Origin of the sequence: Saccharococcus sp. Marseille-Q5394 (assembly GCF_946901335.1) — a bacterium.
GTDB lineage: Bacteria > Bacillota > Bacilli > Bacillales_A > Planococcaceae > Sporosarcina > Sporosarcina luteola_C.
Genome location: NZ_CAMPPQ010000001.1, coordinates 2121600 through 2141220 on the forward strand (window position 1 = coordinate 2121600; position 19621 = coordinate 2141220).

Sequence of the window (19621 nt, forward strand, 5' to 3'; positions counted from 1 at the left end):
ATTACGGAAGTTTCTTATAAGGGTATTCAACAGTCTGTCCTTGCTTTAATATAATTAATGGATGTTCAATAGACAGCTGTCGTAGATTTGCATCCGAAGGCAGAAACAGAACAAACAGTTTATCACTTTCTACATTTTTCTCTAATTTCAAATCTGATACCTGATAGACTATCTTCTTCACTTCATTATTTTGCACAGCTCCAACTATAATATCCATTTCACCCATATTGAAAACAGTATAATCAAAATATACGTCTTGATTAGTTCGATATATTTGTGACGCAGTGGTTTTGGTTTTCTTGTTAAAAATAAAACCTTCTCTGAGGACGGGTTGATAGTTATTCCCATCAACATAAATTTCAATACTAGCATCACCTAATACATACTTCTCAAAAGGTTCCTTATTGGATTTGGAGCTTAATAGGAGGATGGGCAATCCAATTGATATTAAAACCAAAATCACTACAGTTTTCCAATTCCTCATTCGGCAACCACCTTATTAATTGGCTCTTATACACCTACTGCTAGATGGACCAGCTACTTCATACGGCATACCAAGTGATCCCACAAAGATTATTGATGATGATAGACTATATCCGTAGCAAGAGCCAGTACCCCCGCCCATCATACGGAAATAAAAGTCCGCTGCTACTTCATCAGAGCTATTTGAATCGCCTGCCCAGTATCCGTTGGAAGAGTTTATGTCAACGGATACATGACTTGGTGCGGAATTATTACCAATTGAATATAAAATTCTTTTAGCGCTGTATCCAACATTTATAATCTTATATGAATAGCCAACCCCGATTTAAATTCTTCCTTTTTTCCCTCTCGGATAATTACCATGGCTATCGTTTATACAACTTCAATCGCTAAAACTTTTTTTAACCTATGTTTTAACATATTTGTCTTGCATCTTAAGTTTAGCAAACAATTAAATAAATTGAAATTGGGAAAATAATATTGCATTCGAGGTGGTTCTTTGGGTTAGTTATAGATAACTCACTCTATATTTTACCTATTTATGTAAGTAATATAATTACTTTAACCTAAACTAAATAAGTATTTCTTGAATGATATTGGGCAAATTCCTATGAGACAAATAGCCAATAGCTTTCCAATAACTTTTAAATAATTGGAAACCACTTGATTACACTAACGCTTTAAACTATTTGTCAATATACACTGAATCTAACTAAAGATATCTTGTATCCCGATATAACTACTCTACTTTTTTCACTATATGAAACTTATTACATATCTCTCCTTGTGTCTTTCCTATCGACCTAATAAAAAGCTTACGTTATTTACCCCCAAAGAATGAACAGAGTATTAGCGAAAACACCGATACTTGGAAAAATATGTTGCCGATTTAACCCCCTTTGGATATGATACTCGTAAAGGGATGGTGAATTTTCAATGAAGAATGAAATTGAAGATTTATTTGACAGGGATAAACCACATGAATCGAAAATGAAAGTGGAAAGAAAAGACGGAGAACCAACCGCAGCTTTCAAAGGGGCTTCTTGGGCAGCTCTGTTAATTGGAGGCTCGGCTTATCTGATAGGCTTGTTCAATGCAGGAATGGAGCTGAATGAAAAAGGGTATTATTTTGCAATATTGATATTCGGACTCTATTCGTCTGTGTCTTTACAAAAAGCCGTAAGGGATAAAGACGAAGGAATTCCCGTTACGAATATTTACTACGGCATCAGTTGGCTTGCACTAGTTATATCGATTTCATTAATGGGCATTGGTCTATACAATGCAGGCAGTATTGTCTTAAGTGAAAAAGGGTTTTATGCCATGGCTTTCGTTCTGAGTATATTTGCGGCTATCACAGTCCAGAAAAATGTCAGAGATACGCAAAAAGCTAGAGGGTTAGAGTAAAGATGAATTTTAGGGGCTGTCCAGAAATTCAGTGAAAACTGATTTTCTGAGACAGCCCCTTTGTTATGCTTCCGTTTCCTGCAATCTGCCTCTGAAATCTTCTTTCGATTCCCTTTTCTTCTGCTGTAACCGAAGAAAAATATTGTTTAACAGTAAGGATATAATAATGAAAACGGTACCGATATAATCATAAGCTGTGACACTTGCGCCTTGAAAAATTTGAATGACTAACGTTGTGACGGGTACAAAGTTAAGAAATAACAACCCATTCAACGGTGTGATAACACTCACGCCGTAGTTCCACCCGACCAGTGCAATAACACCTGGGAAGATTACCATAAAAGCGATATGAGGGCTCGTAATGGTCAACGTTTCGACGGTTGGAACCGAGACATATCCCGTAAGCGTCACTCCAATTACGACAACAGCCGCAGTAGCCGTTCCGAGCAAACAGCTTAATGCGGAATAACGCAATGCAGACCAGCCATCGTTACTGAATCGAGTTCCACCAATTGTGTACACAACCCACCCAACGACTGCGATAAAGATCAATAAAGATGGAATGATGGCATTAGATGCTGTAAAAAAGGCACCTATATCACCTTTTGTTACCACTAGCGATGCACCGACGAAGCCAATAACCACGCAAAACATCGTGAATGCATGAGGCCGTTGTTTTATAAACACCCAAGCAATAATGATAGATATCATCGGCATTAATGATTCCATAATAGAGGCAATCATTGTACCTGGGTTGCCTAATAGATCCTGTCCCCAGAAAATGAGTAAATTATAAACCGCAAAGGCCATTGTTCCGAAAAACCAGAGGAGCAGTCCCTTCCCTTCAAAGCGAAAAGCTTGCTTCCCTTCCTTCCATAACAACCAGACAACTAAAATGATCGTTACAAAACCATAACGTAAAAGTGTAAAATAAAATGGGTCTATATGGTGAAACGCATGATTCGCTACTGGAAACATTGCTCCCCAGGATATTGCGGATATCAAGCATAAAATAGCAGCCCATACTACGGTGTTCTTCATGATGATCTATCTCCTCTGCTTACTATCTCCGTATAACATTAAACCACAGGTTCGATATCTCTTAAAATGAACATTAATGATGTCCTCTATCTCAATTAGTGATATCATGGAAAAAGTGTCAGCTGAAAGGAGTGATCATATGGAATTTAAAGACTTAGAGATTTTTCAAATGGTTGCACAAAAAGGTACGATTACCGAAGCTGCAAAAGAATTAAGTTACGTCCAATCCAATATCACCTCAAGAATTAAGAAGCTTGAGAATGAAATGAATACAGCTCTATTTAACCGCCATAGCCGCGGAATGACGCTAACACCTGAAGGAAAAAAACTACTTGTCTACTCCGAGAAAATTCTAGCTCTAACAAATGAAATGAAAAAAGTCGTTCAAAGCAAAACTGAACCAGCAGGCAAACTTGAAATTGGAACTGTCGAAACCGTTATGAAATTGCCGGTTATATTAGCTTCCTATAATAAAAAATATAAAAACGTAGACTTATCACTGCTGACAGGTGTTACAAATCAACTCCAAAACGATGTCTTACATCACCGGTTGGACGGTGCTTTCGTGACAGAAATCGATCACCATCCTGAATTAGTTTCCCATGACGTTTTTCAAGAGGAGCTTGTCCTGATCTCAGATAAGACGAAGACTTCACTTGAACAACTTATAGGGGAGCCGATCCTTTGCTTTAGCGAAGGATGCGGTTACCGGGCAAGACTGGCAAATTGGTATAAAGATCAGAACATAACACCACAAAAACTGATGGAGTTCGGGACGTTGGAAACGATTTTGGGAAGTGTTACGATGGGGCTTGGCATTACGTTCGTCCCCAAATCAGCCGTTGCCCATTTGGAAGAAAGAGGACTCGTCCACTGTCACTACTTGCCCGAGAAATATAGTAAAGTCAATACAGTGTTTATACGTAGAAAAGACGCCTATTTAACCTCTACACTCGAAAAGTTTATCGAAACGTTCGAACAGGTCGATGGGGAAATGGCTTACCCGCTAGCGAAGTAAAAAGCCCTCGTAAAATATAGAAAAAGCCTAATTTCTCTGTTGTTTCCAGAAGAGAGATTAGGCTTTTTTCAATCAACTTATTATGCGGCTTTTTCAAATCCGAAGATCTTGTTATCTAAAGATAACAATTGGCTTCCGCTAATCAATAGAACAACCGCCATTGCTAATAAAGCTACATCTAATTCAAATCCTGCAGCTTCTGCTCCCATAAAACCTAGGGACAATTTAGATGTAAAGATCGCTCCCACCATCACAATTGCAATCAAAGCTGAGAAGATTCTTGTTCCGATTCCTAGGATTAATGCAATTCCTCCAAGGAGTTCAATAAAAGCAACTACATAGCCTAAGAAACCTAAAATCCCAATGCTTTCAAACCAACCTGCTACATTTCCAAGACCCATTTGGAATTTTGCAATCCCATGGATTAAAAATGTTATCCCTAAAACCACTCTCAAAATCAACAAACCCAATTCATATTTACGTTCCATTATTCATTCTCTCCTGTCTAAGATGTTTTTTCCGACTCCTATTTACACGCCTACAGTACGTTTTCTTGTCTTGTTGCTTTCCTCACGATTGGCGCCACCTATGTCGCTAACATTCCCCATAAAAGCACTCACCTCCAACCAAGATGTAAATTAATAATTAAATTAAAAGGAAAGTAAGTTGATTACTTAACGTAAGTCACTATATAATTAACACAAGCAATAGTCAAGTAATTAATTAACGGGTAATATTTCAGTTGGTTAGTATAGAGAGTTATACTAGTAGTCAGGGGTTGATAAAATCACGGAAAAATAACTTGTCCTAAAAACACTTTGCATTTAGGTCGTTACGATCTGACCGAAATGGTTACGTTAAACATATACATCAGTGTAATTTGGAAGCGGGGAAACCTCTTTCAAAAAATCTTTCAAATAAAAGGAATGATCTTATGGTACATGCGAAATTGGCTCCTCAAGTTCTTGAGGTCTTAAAAGATAAAATACAATTGATTAAGTCGGGTGAAGGAGCGATCTATTTGGTCGGCCCCATTAAATTGCCAGTGAATTTGTATGGGGAGACCGTTATTTTCCAATGGTATTGTTGGCTGAATCAATGCCAAGTGACGGATAACTACCAAGAAATTATCGATCAACTGGCTTCCGCCAATTTAGCGGAGTACCAACAATCGAGCGTGCTCGTATACGGAGATTTCGAAAACGCGGATGATGCACTCATCCGGATGCACTCCATCTGCCATACCGGGGACATATTCGGTAGTAAAAGATGTGACTGCGGTTATCAGTTAAAACAATCGATGCAAAATATTGTCGATCACGGGACTGGTGCTTTGTTCTATTTGGCAAACCATGAAGGCCGTGGAATTGGTTTATTTAGCAAAGCGATGGCATATGTGCTTCAGGAAAACGGCTACGATACGGTGGAAGCAAATGAAAGCCTCGGCTTTGTTGATGATGCAAGAAATTACGACGATGCGATTCGTGTGTTAAAGAAATTACGTACAAAACCTGTCAAACTTATGACGAATAATCCAAAAAAACTGGAAGCGATGCGGAATGCCGGTCTTCCTATTACGGAAAGAGAACCTTTGTGGGGCGATAAATCAGAGTTCAATGAAAAATATTTGCAAACAAAAATTCAACGTTCCGGCCATTTAGGTGAAGAAGGGAATCATAATGACTAACCATGAATTTTATATGAAGTTGGCTCTTGATAATGCACAAGCAATGAAAGGCCAAACAGATCCAAACCCTCTTGTCGGTTCAGTGATTGTAAATGACAACCGAATTGTCGGGGTTGGTACCCATCTAAAAGCTGGGGAACCTCACGCTGAAATTCATGCGATTCGTATGGCCGGTGAGCAGGCAAACGGTGGGACAATTTACGTCACCCTTGAGCCATGCTCGCATTATGGGCGGACCGGCCCTTGTGCAGTAGCAATTGTTGAAGCGGGAATTAAGAAAGTCGTCATCGCTACACTAGATCCAAACCCGGTCGTTGCCGGAAACGGGGTTAAAATTTTGGAAGACGCAGGAATTGAAGTTGTCATCGGTGTAATGGAAGAGGAATCTCGACAGATGAATGAAGTGTTCAACAAATTCATCGTCGAGCAGAAGCCTTTCATGACGATGAAAGCAGGAAGCACATTGGACGGAAAAATTGCTACACATACAGCAGATAGTAAATGGATAACTTCCGCCGAAGCAAGACACGATGTACACATATTGAGAAATCAACATATGGCTATTCTAGTCGGTGTCAATACAGTCATTGAGGATGATCCCGAATTGACGACGAGGATCCCAAATGGTAGGAATCCGATTCGCATTATTTTAGATTCCTCATTGCGCATTCCTCTCCATTCAAAGGTTGTAACGGACGGGCAAGCGGAAACATGGATCTTCACTTCTTCTACGTATAATGAAGATGCTAAGAATCAGCTGGAGGAACAGGGCATTGCGGTTTTCCACACTTCAGGCACTCGCCAAGTCGATTTGAATGATGTCGTTCGGATTCTTAGTGAAAAACTTGTTTCTTCGGTCTTAATTGAAGGCGGAGGGTCGATTCATGCAGCTTTTCTTGAAAAGCAGCTTGTCGACAAAGTGGAGATCTATATTGCTCCAAAACTTGTTGGCGGCGCACTAGCACCGACATTTCTTGAAGGTACAGGCGTTGAAATGATGCGTGACGCTGTTGATATCGAGCATCTACACATTACGCAAATCGGAAAAGATTTCAAGTTCACCGGCTATCCGAAATATATAACAAACTGAGGGATGTACTATGAAATTTGGTTTTGATATCGATGATACGTTAATTAATTTACGAGAACACGCTTTTCACATATACAATAAAAAATTGAATCAGAATGTGGATATAGAGCTCTTTCACTCCTTGGACAAGGTTGAAATCCACGAGCTCTTCGGCATGACAGCTGAAGAAGGCGGCAAGATGTGGAACGGTTCGTTAGAAGAAATTTATTTCACATCGTGCCCTGCCTATCCTGAAGCAGTAGAAACGTTGCAAAAACTGGAGCACGACGGACATGAAATCTATTATATTACCGCAAGGCCGAAAGAACATGGCGAGCGGACAATGGAATGGATGATTGAACAAGGATTCCCGGTCCACAAAGAGCGATTTTTTTATGGCATGAATGACGAGGACAAGGTTCACATTATAAAAGAGTTGGAACTCGACTACTATTTCGATGACAAGCCTGCAGTACTTGAAACATTAGGTGATTGTCAGCTCAATCTGTTTGCGATAACTCAATCTTACAATCAGCATTTGGACATTCCACGCATTGAGAACTGGTCTGAACTATTCGATTTGCTACTTAAAGAGAAATAGTAAGATCCTAATATTCATCAAAAGAACTAAATTTAGCGGTTCTTTTCGTGCAAAAAAATCCGACTGAGCGTTGACCCACTCAGTCGGATTTTCTATTTTTTAAATGATAACCCATTTGTCTCTAAAGCATCTCTTAGCTTTGGTAAAGAAGCTGGTCCCATGCCGTGTAATTTCAGAATCTCTTTTTCGCTATATGCCGATAGCTGTTCTATAGAAGTAATCCCGTTGTTTTCCAATGCCCGTCTTGCCGGTGCTGATAGTGATGATAGAAATCCATTGGCAGGTTTGCGTTCTTGCTCACAAATCGGACATGTCGGGCAGTCACTGGTTTTATAGTAGTTATGCCCTTTGCTGCAAGTCCTTGGAGTTTTATTTGAAGTTGTCATTGGCATTATCTCCTTATCAAACAGTTTGCACGAAAGTTGTCTTGCTCTAATATGATTTTAATCCATTATACTTATAATAGTTAGTAAGCACACAAGCTTCGGTAAAATCAACTGTACCTTCTTAAAGGAGTGAGCGCTTATGTCCCGAAAACGATACAGCAATCTAGATTCCGCCGCGACGACAGCAACCTTGAAAGATATATTGCGCTGGCAAAAAGAGCGGAGAGGCAAACGTAAAGATCTGAGCTTCCGTATTGGCCAAGCAGACAATAAGCAACAGGCGCTCCTGAACAGTAGACACCACGAATTGACCATAACGTGGATTGGACACTCCACATTTCTTCTGCAAATTGCCGGTTTAACAATTGTAACAGATCCTGTTTGGGCCTACCGGACGGGATTTAGCCGCAGACTGGAAGAACCAGGACTGTCTTTGGATGAAATCCCGCCAGTCGATGTAGTTTTGTTGTCTCATTCCCATTATGATCATTTTCACGTGACATCCTTGAGAAAACTGAAAGGCTCGCCCACCATACTCGTCCCCGAAGGGCTCGGACGAAAAATACAGAAGCTAATGAAAGGCAATAAAGTGCATGAGTTGCCATGGTGGGGGCATATGAGCATTGGCTCCGTCGATTTCCACTTTGTCCCTGCACAGCATTGGACAAAACGTTCGCTCACCGATACGAATAGGTCACACTGGGGAGGATGGGTCATCCAACAGAATTCAATGCCACCTGGTGATCATAAGTCTCATTCCATCTATTTCGCCGGGGACAGCGGATATTTCCAAGGATTCCGCGACATCGGCGAAAGGTTCCCTGGCATTACGTATGCACTCATGCCAATTGGTGCTTATGAGCCTGAATGGTTTATGGGAATGCAACACGTCACCCCAGAACAAGCGATTCAGGCTTTTATTGACGTCCGGGCTGAGACATTCATTCCCATGCATTATGGCGCATTTCGACTGGCTGATGACACGACTGAGGAGGCGTTGAATCGATTGCTTGCCGAATGGGAGCGACGAGAATTGAATTCAAGCAGACTGCGGCTGCTGAAGCATGGGGAAACTCTCATCCAAGCACAGAAATTAGAAATTTGACGTTCGTCGTACCAATGCCACCCGAGTAGTTCGAGTGGCATTATCTATCTTCTATTGCACACGATGACCAACTGATTTTGTTGAAGGATATATCTCTTCTTTTGCTATGCCAGACATCCAATCGCCATTGACTGAAACAGCTAGCCAGATTTTTCGAATGCTAATCTCTAATAATTTTCATTGTAGATGAACCTTTTCTCAGTCTAAAATCATTTCTGTTTCCATTTTTAAATTTCGGATCTGCATAAGTTGATTGTGCATCACTATTTGAAGCAACTATAATTTCCGGAAATGAGGTGTATTCTTCGTCTTTCCAAACCCAACTGCCGGTTTTTCCATCTTTAATATGAAATACATTCTTTTGCAGTTTACTATCTTGATTCGGAAAATAATTGACGATAAATACACCTTCATTGATTGTATAGAAATTATCTGAACTAGACGAGACATTACGCATTGATATAACAAACGAGTATGATTTTATGAAAGCCAATTTCCAATCACTCGCTATTTTTTCATTTGCACAAAAAAAAATGCGCATAATCAGATTTAACATCTAGATTTATGTGCATTTTCAAGTTTCTTTTATCTTTAATTCCCTAAATTGTTGCCATTTAATTTGCACGAGTGCTTAACCATTTCCGGTTAGTTGCCCCAAACCTTATCCTTTATGTTTTTATTAATTGTACAAGTATTTATATAAATTGATTTAACAAAATCAAAATCGAAAAATTCCAATACTTTCAAACAGATGAATGATGTGCTTATAGGTAGTTTTAGTAACTGTTCAATTTCCTTAAAAAGTGGTTGGTTTAAATAACCCTTAATTGGATGGTTCTCAAAAATGTTTTATATTATATAATTATAACGTATAGAAAAAAATATTTATAAAGAGGAGTAAGGCATGAAGGTAGCTCTCATAGTTTCAATCATTTTTGTATTTATTGTTTCAGCTGTCGGACTAATTTTGACCATATCCGTAGCTAATTCTATGAATAAAGATTACAAGGGGAAAAACAGTTTTTCTTCTCTGCTATGGGCTTATGTTCTAGCAATCCCATTCATTATTATAGTAGTTCTTGTAGGTATATTTATATTATATTAACAACAGAGGACGGTTCGGAACCAGTGAAATAGTACATGTCGTTCTCGTGTCTCAGGAACCGTCTAAGATTGCTCAAAAATGGGGGAACTAAAAAGTTATTGGAGTTCTTTAGAATTTAGACATTTTCAAACATCCCCCCCGTTATTTCTTAGCGCGTAGACAAACCTAGAAATGCCTTCTTTTATTGAAGCTTCGTTCCCTTTGCCATAAGTAAATCGAACGTATCCATTTTTTGAGCCCATTATTCTCCCAGGTACAAATGAAACGCCTTTTTTCATGGATTCTTCAAGTAACTTATATTCATCAATTTCGTGATTTATTTTACACCATAAATGAATTCCGCCTTGTGGCACTAAATATGTAACCTCATCTTTAGATAAGCTGTCCAATGCCAAAATTAACGCATTCCTTCGCTCCCTCAGTTGAATCCTTAAATCTGAAACGTGTTCGTCAAATTGGGGGGAATCTAGAAATTGATTCGCTATCCATTGCGGAAAAACACTATGGCCAAAGTCAATTTGCTGTTTGCCGTCTGACAAGCGTTTAATCACTTTTTCTGGACCAATAATCCAACCAATGCGCAGTCCTGATGCAACCACTTTTGATAACGAACTAATGTATAAAACATTATCATTATCGTCCATTGACTTTAACGTAGGTCCAATGCACCCGTCGAATGACGTCAAATTATAAGGATCATCCTCTATTATGGGGAAACCGTGCTTTGATGATAATTCCAATATTCTCTTTCGGCGTTCCAGCGACATTTTCGTGCCAGTAGGATTTTGATAATCAGGATTTAAGAAGAGCATACGAATTCGATGTTTTCTTTGTAAAGCTTCAATATCATCAGGATTTACACCATGTTGATCAACTGGGAGTAAGAGCGTTTTAACACCAAATGATTGAAAGATCGGTAAAGAGAATGCATAGGATGGGTCTTCAATCGCTACTGTATCGCCTGGTTTTAACAAGCATTGAACGATTAGGTGTATTGCTTGCTGAGCACCCGATGTAATCAATATGGAGTCTGGCTCAACTACCATACTTTTATACGTTTTCATATGTTTACAAATGGTCTCCCGTAATCCCGCATCGCCTAAAGGATGATCGTAACCTAAATGCTCATCAAACGCATGCTCCTTAAGAATCCTAGCGAATTGGACGTTAGGTAGTAAATCTGCTGCAAGTTCCCCGCTTGATAGGTTAATCATTCCTTTTTGCTCAGTTTCATTACGAAGTTTCTGTACCAACGGAAGATTCGGAAGAAATGAGCCATCCTCTACATATCTCCCCCAATTGGGAACCCTTTTATGAGTTAGCCCCCATATGTCCGTATTTATATACGTGCCGCTCCCTATCTTTCTGACAATTAATCCGACTGCCTCTAGCTCATCATAAGCAGTCACCACCGTACTCCTATTAATCAGTAATTTTTTTGCCAACTCACGTTCAGATGGTAATGGCTGGTCCTGAGATAAATCTCCCGATATAATTGCATTCTCTATTTGTTCTACAAGTTGCCTATACATAGGTTTTTTTATTGAACGGTCTAGCATAAATTGCATTATACTCCACCCTTTATTTGTAAGTTTTTATATAACAAATTATGTATTATGCTCATAATGATACAGTAAATGCTATTATAGCATCTCCGATATCAGTATCCTGTAGTAGTTTTAAAGATGACCTCGGCCATGAATCGGATGACAGTCACTCAAACAAATGAAACAAACGTGAACTTCCCCACTTGTTCAACCTTTCATGAAGATTAATCTCCCTTTAGATTCTTGCTCCCAACTCGTAAACTTCTTCCATTTATGCGATAATAACAGAACGAACGTTTCTTTATTTAATGAAAGGAGGGGCTAGTGTGAAGCCAGTCATCCTAGCTGAAAAACCGTCCCAAGCGAAAGCGTATGCGGACGCTTTTTCCGTGCGAAAGCATGAAGGGTTTCTTGAGATTAATCCTTGCATGATTTTTCCAGCTGGCGCCTATATCACTTGGGGTGTCGGCCATCTCGTGGAATTGAAGGAACCTCATGCATACAATCCCGCTTGGAAGCGTTGGTCACTTGGGAGTCTTCCAATCTTGCCGGAACGATATGAGTTCCAAGTGGCAAAGGGTAAATTCAAGCAGTTTCAAGTTGTAAAGAAGCTGATTCGCGGAACGGATACAGTCATCAATGCATGTGACGTGGACCGGGAAGGCTCGAACATCTTCTATAGCATATATTATCAAACGGGTGCGCGTAATCAGACGATCAAGCGGCTTTGGATCAATTCACTTGAGGTGGATGAAGTGCGAAAAGGGTTTGCGAATTTACGTGATAATCGCAAGGATTTGCAGCTGTATGAGGAGGCAAAATCCCGTCAGATCAGCGATTGGCTTGTTGGGATGAATGCTTCCCGATTATATACACTCTTATTGAAAGCTAAAGGTGTCCAGGAAGTGTTTCCGATCGGACGAGTGCAGTCGCCTACGGTCTATTTAATCTATCAACGGCAACGAGAGATTGAGACATTCGTATCGGAACCGTTTTTTGAAGTGGAAGCGACGTTCAAATCAGAACACGGTACGTATAAAGGTAAAGCGAAAGCGAAGGAGCCAAAACGGGAAATCATTCAGGAACTGCTTTCAAAACATGGCATCCAACCGAATTCGCCCGGCATTATCACATCTGTTACGCACACCGATAAGCGGACACCGCCACCGCAGCTCCATTCCCTGTCAACGTTGCAGGCGACAGCGAACCGGCGTTGGAAGATGAGCCCCGCGAACGTTTTGAAGACGATGCAAGGCTTATATGAGAAGAAGCTTGTCACCTACCCACGGACGGATGCGCGCCATATAACGCCGAATGAATTTGCGTATTTGAAGGACCAAGTCGGCGATTACCAACAGCTGATCGGACATCCCTTCCCCGTCGCTTCGCTTGCGCCGAAGAAACGGTATGTCGACAGTTCGAAGGTCCAAGAGCACTATGCGATCATCCCGACGAAGAAAGTGCCGACGCAGGCAGTCCTCGGCAGAATGTCGCCGCTTGAGCGGAATTTGTATGAAGAGGTCGTCCGTACGACGCTCGCGATGTTCCATACTGATTATTTGTATACCGAAACGAAAGTGACGACGGATGTAAATGGCCTTCCGTTTTTCACGACTGGCAAGACGGAAAGGGATTTAGGATGGAAGGCTTTATTCCAACGGTCTAAAGAGGATAAGGACGAGCCCGCTTTGCCGCCGCTTCGTATGCAAGAGACAGTCCAATCCGATATCGGCATTAAAGAGGGCAAGACGATGCCGCCGAAGCCATACACGGAAGGTCAGCTAATCGCGATGATGAAAACTTGCGGGAAGTTGGTCGAGGACAAAGAGGAAACGGATATTTTGAAAGAGATTGAGGGTCTTGGAACGGAAGCGACACGGAGCGGCATCATTGAAACGATTAAAAAGCATGGATATATAACCGTGTCTAAAAATATCGTGTCGATTACGGAGAAAGGCCGTGTGCTTTGCCAGGCAATCGAAGGAAATCTGCTTGCGAGTCCATCGATGACGGCGAAGTGGGAAACGTATTTGCGGAAAATCGGCAATGGCGAAGGAAGCGGGCAGCATTTCCTCGAAAATATTTCGAAGTTCATTGCGAAGCTATTAGATGAGGTCCCTAAGCAGCTGGAGGCAAAGCCGATCGACGCAACGAAAGTTCCGCCGCGGCAATCGAAATCGCGCGGCTCTTATCAAGCTGTGGAGGTCGCCCCATGCCCTGCATGTCAAAATGGCATGATTCTGGCCCGAAAAGGATTTTACGGATGCAGCAACTACAAAAATGGCTGTAAACAGACGTTGCCTGGCATCTTCTTGAAAAAGAAACTGACACCGGCGCAAGTGAAGCTCCTTTGCACAAAAGGCAAAACGAATACGATCAAAGGATTCACCGCCAATAACGGAAACAAGTTTGATGCTAGCCTTTCCTTAGAGAACGGTAAGTTGAATTTAGTGTTCCAAAAATAAAAGTAGTAATAAGAGTGGCTGATGTGAAGACGGTATTGTCCCGGACTCATGTCAGCCATTTTTTTGTATCCGTTCAGTTCCCCCGCTCACCTATGGTATTATGGACAGGGTTCCAAAAAGAGGTTCGCAAACTCCCTCTCTAAAAAACTAAGGAGATATGTACAATGAAAAATGAAAAAGCAGTGGTCGTCTTCAGCGGCGGTCAAGACAGTACGACGTGCCTGTTTTGGGCATTGGAAAATTTCCGGGAAGTCGCAACGGTGACGTTCGACTACGGACAACGGCATTCGGAGGAAATCGAATGCGCCCGAAACATTGCAGAAGAACTTGGCGTGTCATTCAAAGTGCTGGACATGAATTTGATCAATCAACTATCAGCCAATGCGCTGACAAGAGATGACATCGAAGTGACGGAAGTGGATGGCGAATTGCCGTCAACGTTCGTACCTGGAAGAAATCATCTGTTTCTATCCTTTGCGGCGGTTTACGCCGATGCCATTGGCGCACGGCACTTGATCACCGGTGTGAGTGAAACGGACTTCAGCGGTTATCCTGATTGCCGCGACAATTTTATTAAATCATTAAACGTGACGTTGAATTTAGCCATGGATGGACGCTTTGTCATCCATACTCCGTTAATGTGGCTTGATAAATCCGAAGTATGGGAGCTGGCCGACGAACTTGGCGCACTCGATTTTGTGCAGGAGAAAACACTCACGTGCTACAACGGCGTTCCAAGCTCAGGTTGCGGAGAATGCCCTGCGTGTGTGCTGCGCAATGAAGGACTTGCTGCGTATCAAGCTCGAAAGATTGCAGGTGCCGCTAAATGATGCAGCAATTTTATCCGCAAATACATCATGACTATCGATTTGAATTAAATAAAGACATGCATTTTTCGGCTGCGCATTTCATTCCCAATGAAGATGCAGGAAAATGCCAAGTGATGCATGGACACACGTATTTCATTAATGTCACCATCGGAGGAAATGAGCTGGACCCACTCGGTTTTTTGATAGATTTCAAGCAACTGAAAGATCTCATTCATAAAAAATATGATCATTCCGTATTGAACGATCATCCTGAGTTCCAACATACCTTTCCGACAACTGAACGATTAGCAGAACAAATTTGGAAGTCCATTCAAGATGTTCTTCGTACACGAGACAATCGTCCTGTGTGCCTCCAAGTGATCGTTCGGGAAACGCCGACGAGCTATGTTGCCTATCGTCCGTCACGGGAGGATTTACTATGAAAATCCCCGTAATGGAAGTGTTTGGACCGACAATCCAAGGTGAAGGAATGGTCATCGGTCAAAAAACGATGTTTGTCCGGACGGCGGGCTGCGATTATTCTTGTGCTTGGTGCGATTCCAGTTTTACATGGGACGGTACTGGCAAAAGCGTTTCGAAACGCCCCCAGGAAATTATTGAGGAACTGAAAGCAATCGGTGGCCAATCCTTTTCTCATGTAACGATTTCGGGTGGAAATCCAGCCTTGCACAAAGGAATCGGAGAATTAGTCGATCTCTGCCATGCAGAAGGTTGGAAAGTTGCAGTCGAAACGCAAGCTACATTTTGGCAAGATTGGTTGTTGAGAATCGATGATATCACGCTCTCACCAAAACCACCTAGTTCAAAAATGATAACGGATTTCGGCAAACTGGATCGTTTCATGGAGAAGTTGACAGATGCAAACGCAAGTCTGAAAATCGTCGTCTTTGATGAAACAGATTTCAAATTTGCGGAAGAAGTCCATCTTCGATACCCGTCATTCCCTTTCTATGTACAAGTGGGTAACGATGATACGACAACAACAGATGATGCCTATCTGGTATCCAACTTATTGAAACGGTTTGAATGGCTTATTGATTTGGCTGTCGCTTCCCCAATTATGAACGAAGTGAAGGTGCTGCCACAATTGCATGCCCTTGTATGGGGTAATAAGAGAGGCGTTTAGAGCTCACTGCAAAGTAGTAAGATAAATAAAAAGGTCGATTTTCATTATTGTGAATCGACCTTTTTATTATACTTGATATAATATTTGTTGACTCTCATGCTCCTACACATTATATTAAGAATGAGATTGAGAATCGTTATCAATCTAAAGACATAAGTTGGGAGAGGAAGTACTATATGAAGAAAAGTTTAATGCTCCTGCTTGCCTCTTTGCTACTCGTTCTCGCGGCATGTGGGAATAGTACGAAGCAAAGCAGCGACGCAGGAGATAACGAGAATCAAAAGAAAAACGAAAAATCCGAAGTGAATTTGTATACGAGCAGACATTATGACGTCGATAATGAGCTGTACAAAAAGTTTGAGGACGAAACTGGCATTAAAGTGAACGTCATTAAAGGTGAAGCTGATGAGTTGATCGAGCGTATAAAACGTGAAGGAACAGCTACGAAGGCCGATCTTTTCTTAACGGCGGATGTCGGCAGATTATACCGTGCAAAAGAGCAAGGGTTACTTCAAGCCGTGTCAAGTGACATTTTGTCGAAACAAATACCTGAAAAGTTCCGTGATTCTGATGATATGTGGGTAGGTTTGACCAAACGTGCACGCATTCTCGTATATAATAAAGATAAGGTGAAGCCCGAAGAGTTATCAACTTATGAAGCGCTCACAGACGATGCATGGAAAGGACGTTTTCTCGTCCGTTCATCCGAAAGCGTCTATAACCAATCTCTTTTAGCTTCTTTCATTGAAATCAACGGTGAAGAAAAAGCGAAAGAATGGGCACAAGGAATTGTGAACAATATGGCACGCAGTCCTGAGGGCGGGGACCGTGATCAAGCGAAGGCCATTGCTGCAGGCATTGGTGACGTTGCAATCATGAACACCTATTACTTAGGACAAATGCTGAACTCTCAAGAACCTGAAGAAGTAAAAGTAGCAGAACAGCTAGGCATTTTCTTCCCGAACCAGGAGACGACAGGCACTCATGTTAATATTAGCGGAGCTGGAGTCGTTAAAGGTTCGAAAAATGCGGACAATGCGTTGAAACTTCTTGAATTCCTAACGGGTGAAGAAGCACAATTTACTTTTGCAGAAGCAAACTATGAATATCCTGTAAACGAGGATGTCGAGCCAGCAGAACTTCTTAAATCTTGGGGTGAGTTCAAGGAACAAGAAATTCCACTCACAGCTCTTGGTGAAAATAATGCAAAAGCGATTATGATTTTTAACGAAGTAGGTTGGAAATAATAGATTGCCCCCTGTCGCTTTTGCGGTAGGGGTTTATTGCGGAAAAGGCAAAGGATGGGTTTGGTCATGAATAGGCGAATGGCAAACGTGAATGGTTGGACGATTGGTGCAGTACTCATTATAACTTTACTGTTTGTTCCTAATTTTTCAATTGTTGGAGGCGTTTTTACACCCGCAAGTGAAAATTGGGGGCATATTCGCGAATTCATGCTTCTAAACTATATTAAGTCTTCGCTGACGCTTGTATTTTTCACGGCACTATTCACCGTTGCAATTGGCCTTAGCCTAGCTTGGCTTATTGCACAATATGATTTCCCACTTCGCAACTTCATGAAATGGTCACTCATCTTGCCTTTATCGATACCACCATTCATCGGTGCATATACGTATCATGGTATCCTTAATTATACGGGTATCGTTCAGAAGACGCTTCGAAATCACTTTGATGTAACGGTAAATCAAACCTATTTCGACATTATGAATGTCCCTGGTGCCATTTTCATTTATACGATATTCTTATATCCTTATGTTTATATGATTACAAGAATTTTCTTGTCCAATCAAGCCGCCTCTCTCGTTGAAAGTGCACGGACACTTGGGAAAGGTCCAATGGAAATTTTTTTGAAAGTCATTATTCCAATATCACGTATTTCTGTCATTGGTGGGGTTAGCCTAGTCATATTGGAAGTGTTAAATGACTATGGCGTAGTGAAGTATTTTGGCATTCAAACGTTCAGTACTGCAATTTTCCAAACGTGGTTCGGCTTAGGAGACTTGGATTCTTCCATCAAGCTTGCGGCTTGTCTGATGGGTATCGTCATTTTCATCCTCGTAATCGAGTGGGTTCTCCGCGGCGGAAAGAAATATAGCTTTTCATCAACAAAACTTAGACCGCTGCCTCTCGTCAAATTGACCGGAAAAAAGGCAGCATTGGTATCAGCGTATACACTAGTTATTTTTACGATCGCCTTTCTTATTCCAGTTCTTCAGTTGTTGGACTGGGTTGTTCTCACATTCGGCAAGGTTCCGATGGAGGAAGTGTTGACATACACGAAGAATTCGATCATTGTTGCGGGAATAGCCGCATTGCTTATCATCTTTTTCTCCCTCGTCATCGGAAATTTCAGCCGTATTACGAAGCATAAGTTTGCGAAAGTGCTGCCGAAATTAACGGTTCTTGGCTATTCCATTCCAGGTGCGGTCATCGCGGTGGCTGTTGTCACTACATTTATTGCTATTGATCGGTACCTAGCGCCTGTCTATCAATTTTTAGGTTTGGATTCTGAGCTCGTTTTAAGTGTCAGCCTTGTCATGCTGATTAGTGCATACATCATACGGTTTTTCGCGATCGGATATAATTCGATTGAATCGGGTTACACAAAAATCGGCACAGACTTTCGTGATGCCTCACGTATGCTAGGCGTAAGCAGCTTACGTACCTTTTTCAAAATCGATATTCCGATGATGAAAGGTGCCATTATAAGCGGGTTCATCCTTACGTTTGTCGATATTTTAAAAGAAATTCCATTGACGCTCATTTTACGACCGTTCAACTATGATACACTTGCAACCAAGGCGTTCCAATATGCCAGTGATGAAAAAATTATGGAAGCGTCACAAGCTTCCTTGCTAATAGTCGGTGTAAGTGCAATTGCAATATTTATTTTCAACAAATTGCTTGGAGAGGGGCGGGAATAATATGTTTATTGATATACAAAATTTGAGTTTCTCTTATTCCAACTCACCTGCAAATGCAGTCGAAGATTTCACGCTAACAATAAACAAGGGTGAAATAATCTCCATTCTTGGGCGTAGCGGAAGTGGAAAAAGCACAATTCTTCGACTGATTGCCGGACTTGAGATGCCGAAAGGCGGTTCATTTTCGTTAGGCGAAAAAACAATATTTAACAACCACATATTCGTCCAACCCGAAAAGCGCGGCATCGGCATGGTGTTTCAAGACTATGCGCTCTTCCCGCATATGAGTGTTCAAGATAACGTATTATTCGGGCTCCCTAAAATGAGCCGTAATGATAAGTTGAATCGTGTGGAGGAAGTATTGGAACTCGTTGAACTAGAAGGTTATGAAAAACGGTATCCGCATCAGCTAAGCGGCGGTCAGCAACAACGTGTGGCACTTGCACGGGCACTTGCACCGCAGCCTGAGCTCATTCTTTTGGATGAACCTTTCAGTAATCTTGACACCGAGCTCCTTGTTAAAATACGTGAAGACCTTCGCCGGATATTAAAGAAGGCCAACATAACCGCAATCTTCGTTACACACAATCAAAATGATGCGCACGTACTCGCGGATCGAATCGTGAAGATCAAAGACGGTGTAATTGACCAAGTCGGCCGTCCTTGCGACTTGTTGGGCAGTTCAACGGATGCAGATGGCAATATTGAACTAGTGCTTGAAAAAGAACTCATAAATGTATGAACGGGACTGAAGGAAAACACATAGAATTCCAATGGAAAGGGACTGTTGCAGAAAGTTGGTTATA

19 protein-coding genes and 1 riboswitch are annotated in these 19621 nt (G+C 41.4%); of the genes, 13 read left to right on the forward strand and 6 right to left on the reverse strand.

Annotation, left to right across the window (positions count from 1 at the left end):
- Window position 1 precedes the first annotated feature (1 nt).
- Window positions 2-484, reverse strand: a complete 483-nt coding sequence (locus OC538_RS10250) for a hypothetical protein (RefSeq protein ID WP_251692926.1) — start codon at window positions 482-484, stop codon at window positions 2-4.
- A gap of 935 nt (window positions 485-1419) precedes the next feature.
- On the opposite strand from OC538_RS10250, the gene yiaA reads away from it, so the two are divergent.
- Window positions 1420-1890 (forward strand): inner membrane protein YiaA, encoded by a 471-nt coding sequence (yiaA, locus tag OC538_RS10255; RefSeq protein WP_251692924.1) that lies wholly within the window; start codon window positions 1420-1422, stop codon window positions 1888-1890.
- Between the two features lie 63 nt (window positions 1891-1953).
- Here the strand turns inward: yiaA and OC538_RS10260 are convergent, their stop codons facing one another.
- On the reverse strand, window positions 1954-2931 hold the full coding sequence (locus OC538_RS10260; RefSeq protein WP_251692922.1) for a DMT family transporter: 978 nt from the start codon (window positions 2929-2931) through the stop codon (window positions 1954-1956).
- Between the two features lie 139 nt (window positions 2932-3070).
- Between OC538_RS10260 and OC538_RS10265 the strand changes: the two genes are divergently transcribed.
- Complete coding sequence (locus OC538_RS10265) at window positions 3071-3949, forward strand: LysR family transcriptional regulator (protein ID WP_251692920.1); 879 nt, start codon at window positions 3071-3073, stop codon at window positions 3947-3949.
- An 80-nt stretch (window positions 3950-4029) separates the two neighbouring features.
- On the opposite strand, the gene OC538_RS10270 is transcribed toward OC538_RS10265, so the two are convergent.
- Window positions 4030-4437: a DoxX family protein gene (locus tag OC538_RS10270; RefSeq protein ID WP_251692917.1), complete on the reverse strand. Its 408-nt coding sequence runs from the start codon at window positions 4435-4437 to the stop codon at window positions 4030-4032.
- Window positions 4438-4883: 446 nt separating this feature from the next.
- Between OC538_RS10270 and OC538_RS10275 the strand changes: the two genes are divergently transcribed.
- From OC538_RS10275 to OC538_RS10285, 3 genes are read left to right on the forward strand one after another with little or no spacing between them, the layout of a single operon-like run.
- On the forward strand, window positions 4884-5636 hold the full coding sequence (locus OC538_RS10275; protein ID WP_251692915.1) for a GTP cyclohydrolase II: 753 nt from the start codon (window positions 4884-4886) through the stop codon (window positions 5634-5636).
- On the forward strand, window positions 5629-6726 hold the full coding sequence (ribD, locus tag OC538_RS10280; protein ID WP_251692913.1) for a bifunctional diaminohydroxyphosphoribosylaminopyrimidine deaminase/5-amino-6-(5-phosphoribosylamino)uracil reductase RibD: 1098 nt from the start codon (window positions 5629-5631) through the stop codon (window positions 6724-6726). The genes OC538_RS10275 and ribD overlap by 8 nt, the downstream gene beginning before the upstream one ends.
- A 10-nt stretch (window positions 6727-6736) precedes the next feature.
- Window positions 6737-7306, forward strand: a complete 570-nt coding sequence (locus OC538_RS10285) for an HAD family acid phosphatase (protein ID WP_251692911.1) — start codon at window positions 6737-6739, stop codon at window positions 7304-7306.
- Window positions 7307-7398: 92 nt separating this feature from the next.
- On the opposite strand, the gene OC538_RS10290 is transcribed toward OC538_RS10285, so the two are convergent.
- Window positions 7399-7692: an RNA polymerase alpha subunit C-terminal domain-containing protein gene (locus tag OC538_RS10290; RefSeq protein WP_251692909.1), complete on the reverse strand. Its 294-nt coding sequence runs from the start codon at window positions 7690-7692 to the stop codon at window positions 7399-7401.
- 139 nt (window positions 7693-7831) lie between these two features.
- Between OC538_RS10290 and OC538_RS10295 the strand changes: the two genes are divergently transcribed.
- Complete coding sequence (locus OC538_RS10295; protein WP_251692907.1) at window positions 7832-8797, forward strand: MBL fold metallo-hydrolase; 966 nt, start codon at window positions 7832-7834, stop codon at window positions 8795-8797.
- Between the two features lie 160 nt (window positions 8798-8957).
- Here the strand turns inward: OC538_RS10295 and OC538_RS10300 are convergent, their stop codons facing one another.
- On the reverse strand, window positions 8958-9338 hold the full coding sequence (locus tag OC538_RS10300; protein ID WP_251692905.1) for a hypothetical protein: 381 nt from the start codon (window positions 9336-9338) through the stop codon (window positions 8958-8960).
- Between the two features lie 689 nt (window positions 9339-10027).
- Complete coding sequence (locus tag OC538_RS10305; protein ID WP_251692903.1) at window positions 10028-11470, reverse strand: PLP-dependent aminotransferase family protein; 1443 nt, start codon at window positions 11468-11470, stop codon at window positions 10028-10030.
- A gap of 305 nt (window positions 11471-11775) precedes the next feature.
- Between OC538_RS10305 and OC538_RS10310 the strand changes: the two genes are divergently transcribed.
- From OC538_RS10310 to OC538_RS10340, 7 genes are all read left to right on the forward strand, one after another.
- On the forward strand, window positions 11776-13914 hold the full coding sequence (locus tag OC538_RS10310) for a type IA DNA topoisomerase (RefSeq protein ID WP_251692901.1): 2139 nt from the start codon (window positions 11776-11778) through the stop codon (window positions 13912-13914).
- 113 nt (window positions 13915-14027) lie between these two features.
- Window positions 14028-14071, forward strand: a riboswitch (PreQ1 riboswitch).
- Between the two features lie 7 nt (window positions 14072-14078).
- The gene (queC, locus tag OC538_RS10315; RefSeq protein ID WP_251692900.1) at window positions 14079-14744 is read left to right on the forward strand and encodes a 7-cyano-7-deazaguanine synthase QueC; all 666 of its coding nucleotides are present in this window, start codon (window positions 14079-14081) and stop codon (window positions 14742-14744) included.
- Window positions 14741-15166 carry a 6-carboxytetrahydropterin synthase QueD gene (queD, locus tag OC538_RS10320; RefSeq protein WP_251692898.1) on the forward strand — a complete coding sequence of 142 codons (426 nt, stop codon included), beginning with the start codon at window positions 14741-14743 and terminating at the stop codon, window positions 15164-15166. Before queC ends, queD begins: the two co-directional genes overlap by 4 nt.
- Window positions 15163-15870 carry a 7-carboxy-7-deazaguanine synthase QueE gene (gene queE / locus OC538_RS10325; RefSeq protein ID WP_251692896.1) on the forward strand — a complete coding sequence of 236 codons (708 nt, stop codon included), beginning with the start codon at window positions 15163-15165 and terminating at the stop codon, window positions 15868-15870. Before queD ends, queE begins: the two co-directional genes overlap by 4 nt.
- Window positions 15871-16046: 176 nt before the next feature.
- Window positions 16047-17117, forward strand: coding sequence for a Fe(3+) ABC transporter substrate-binding protein (locus tag OC538_RS10330; protein WP_251692894.1), 1071 nt, complete (start codon window positions 16047-16049; stop codon window positions 17115-17117).
- A gap of 66 nt (window positions 17118-17183) precedes the next feature.
- Entirely contained in the window at window positions 17184-18815 is a 1632-nt protein-coding gene (locus tag OC538_RS10335) for an ABC transporter permease (protein ID WP_251692892.1), read from the forward strand.
- A 1-nt stretch (window position 18816) separates the two neighbouring features.
- The gene (locus OC538_RS10340) at window positions 18817-19557 is read left to right on the forward strand and encodes an ABC transporter ATP-binding protein (RefSeq protein WP_251692890.1); all 741 of its coding nucleotides are present in this window, start codon (window positions 18817-18819) and stop codon (window positions 19555-19557) included.
- Window positions 19558-19621 lie beyond the last annotated feature (64 nt).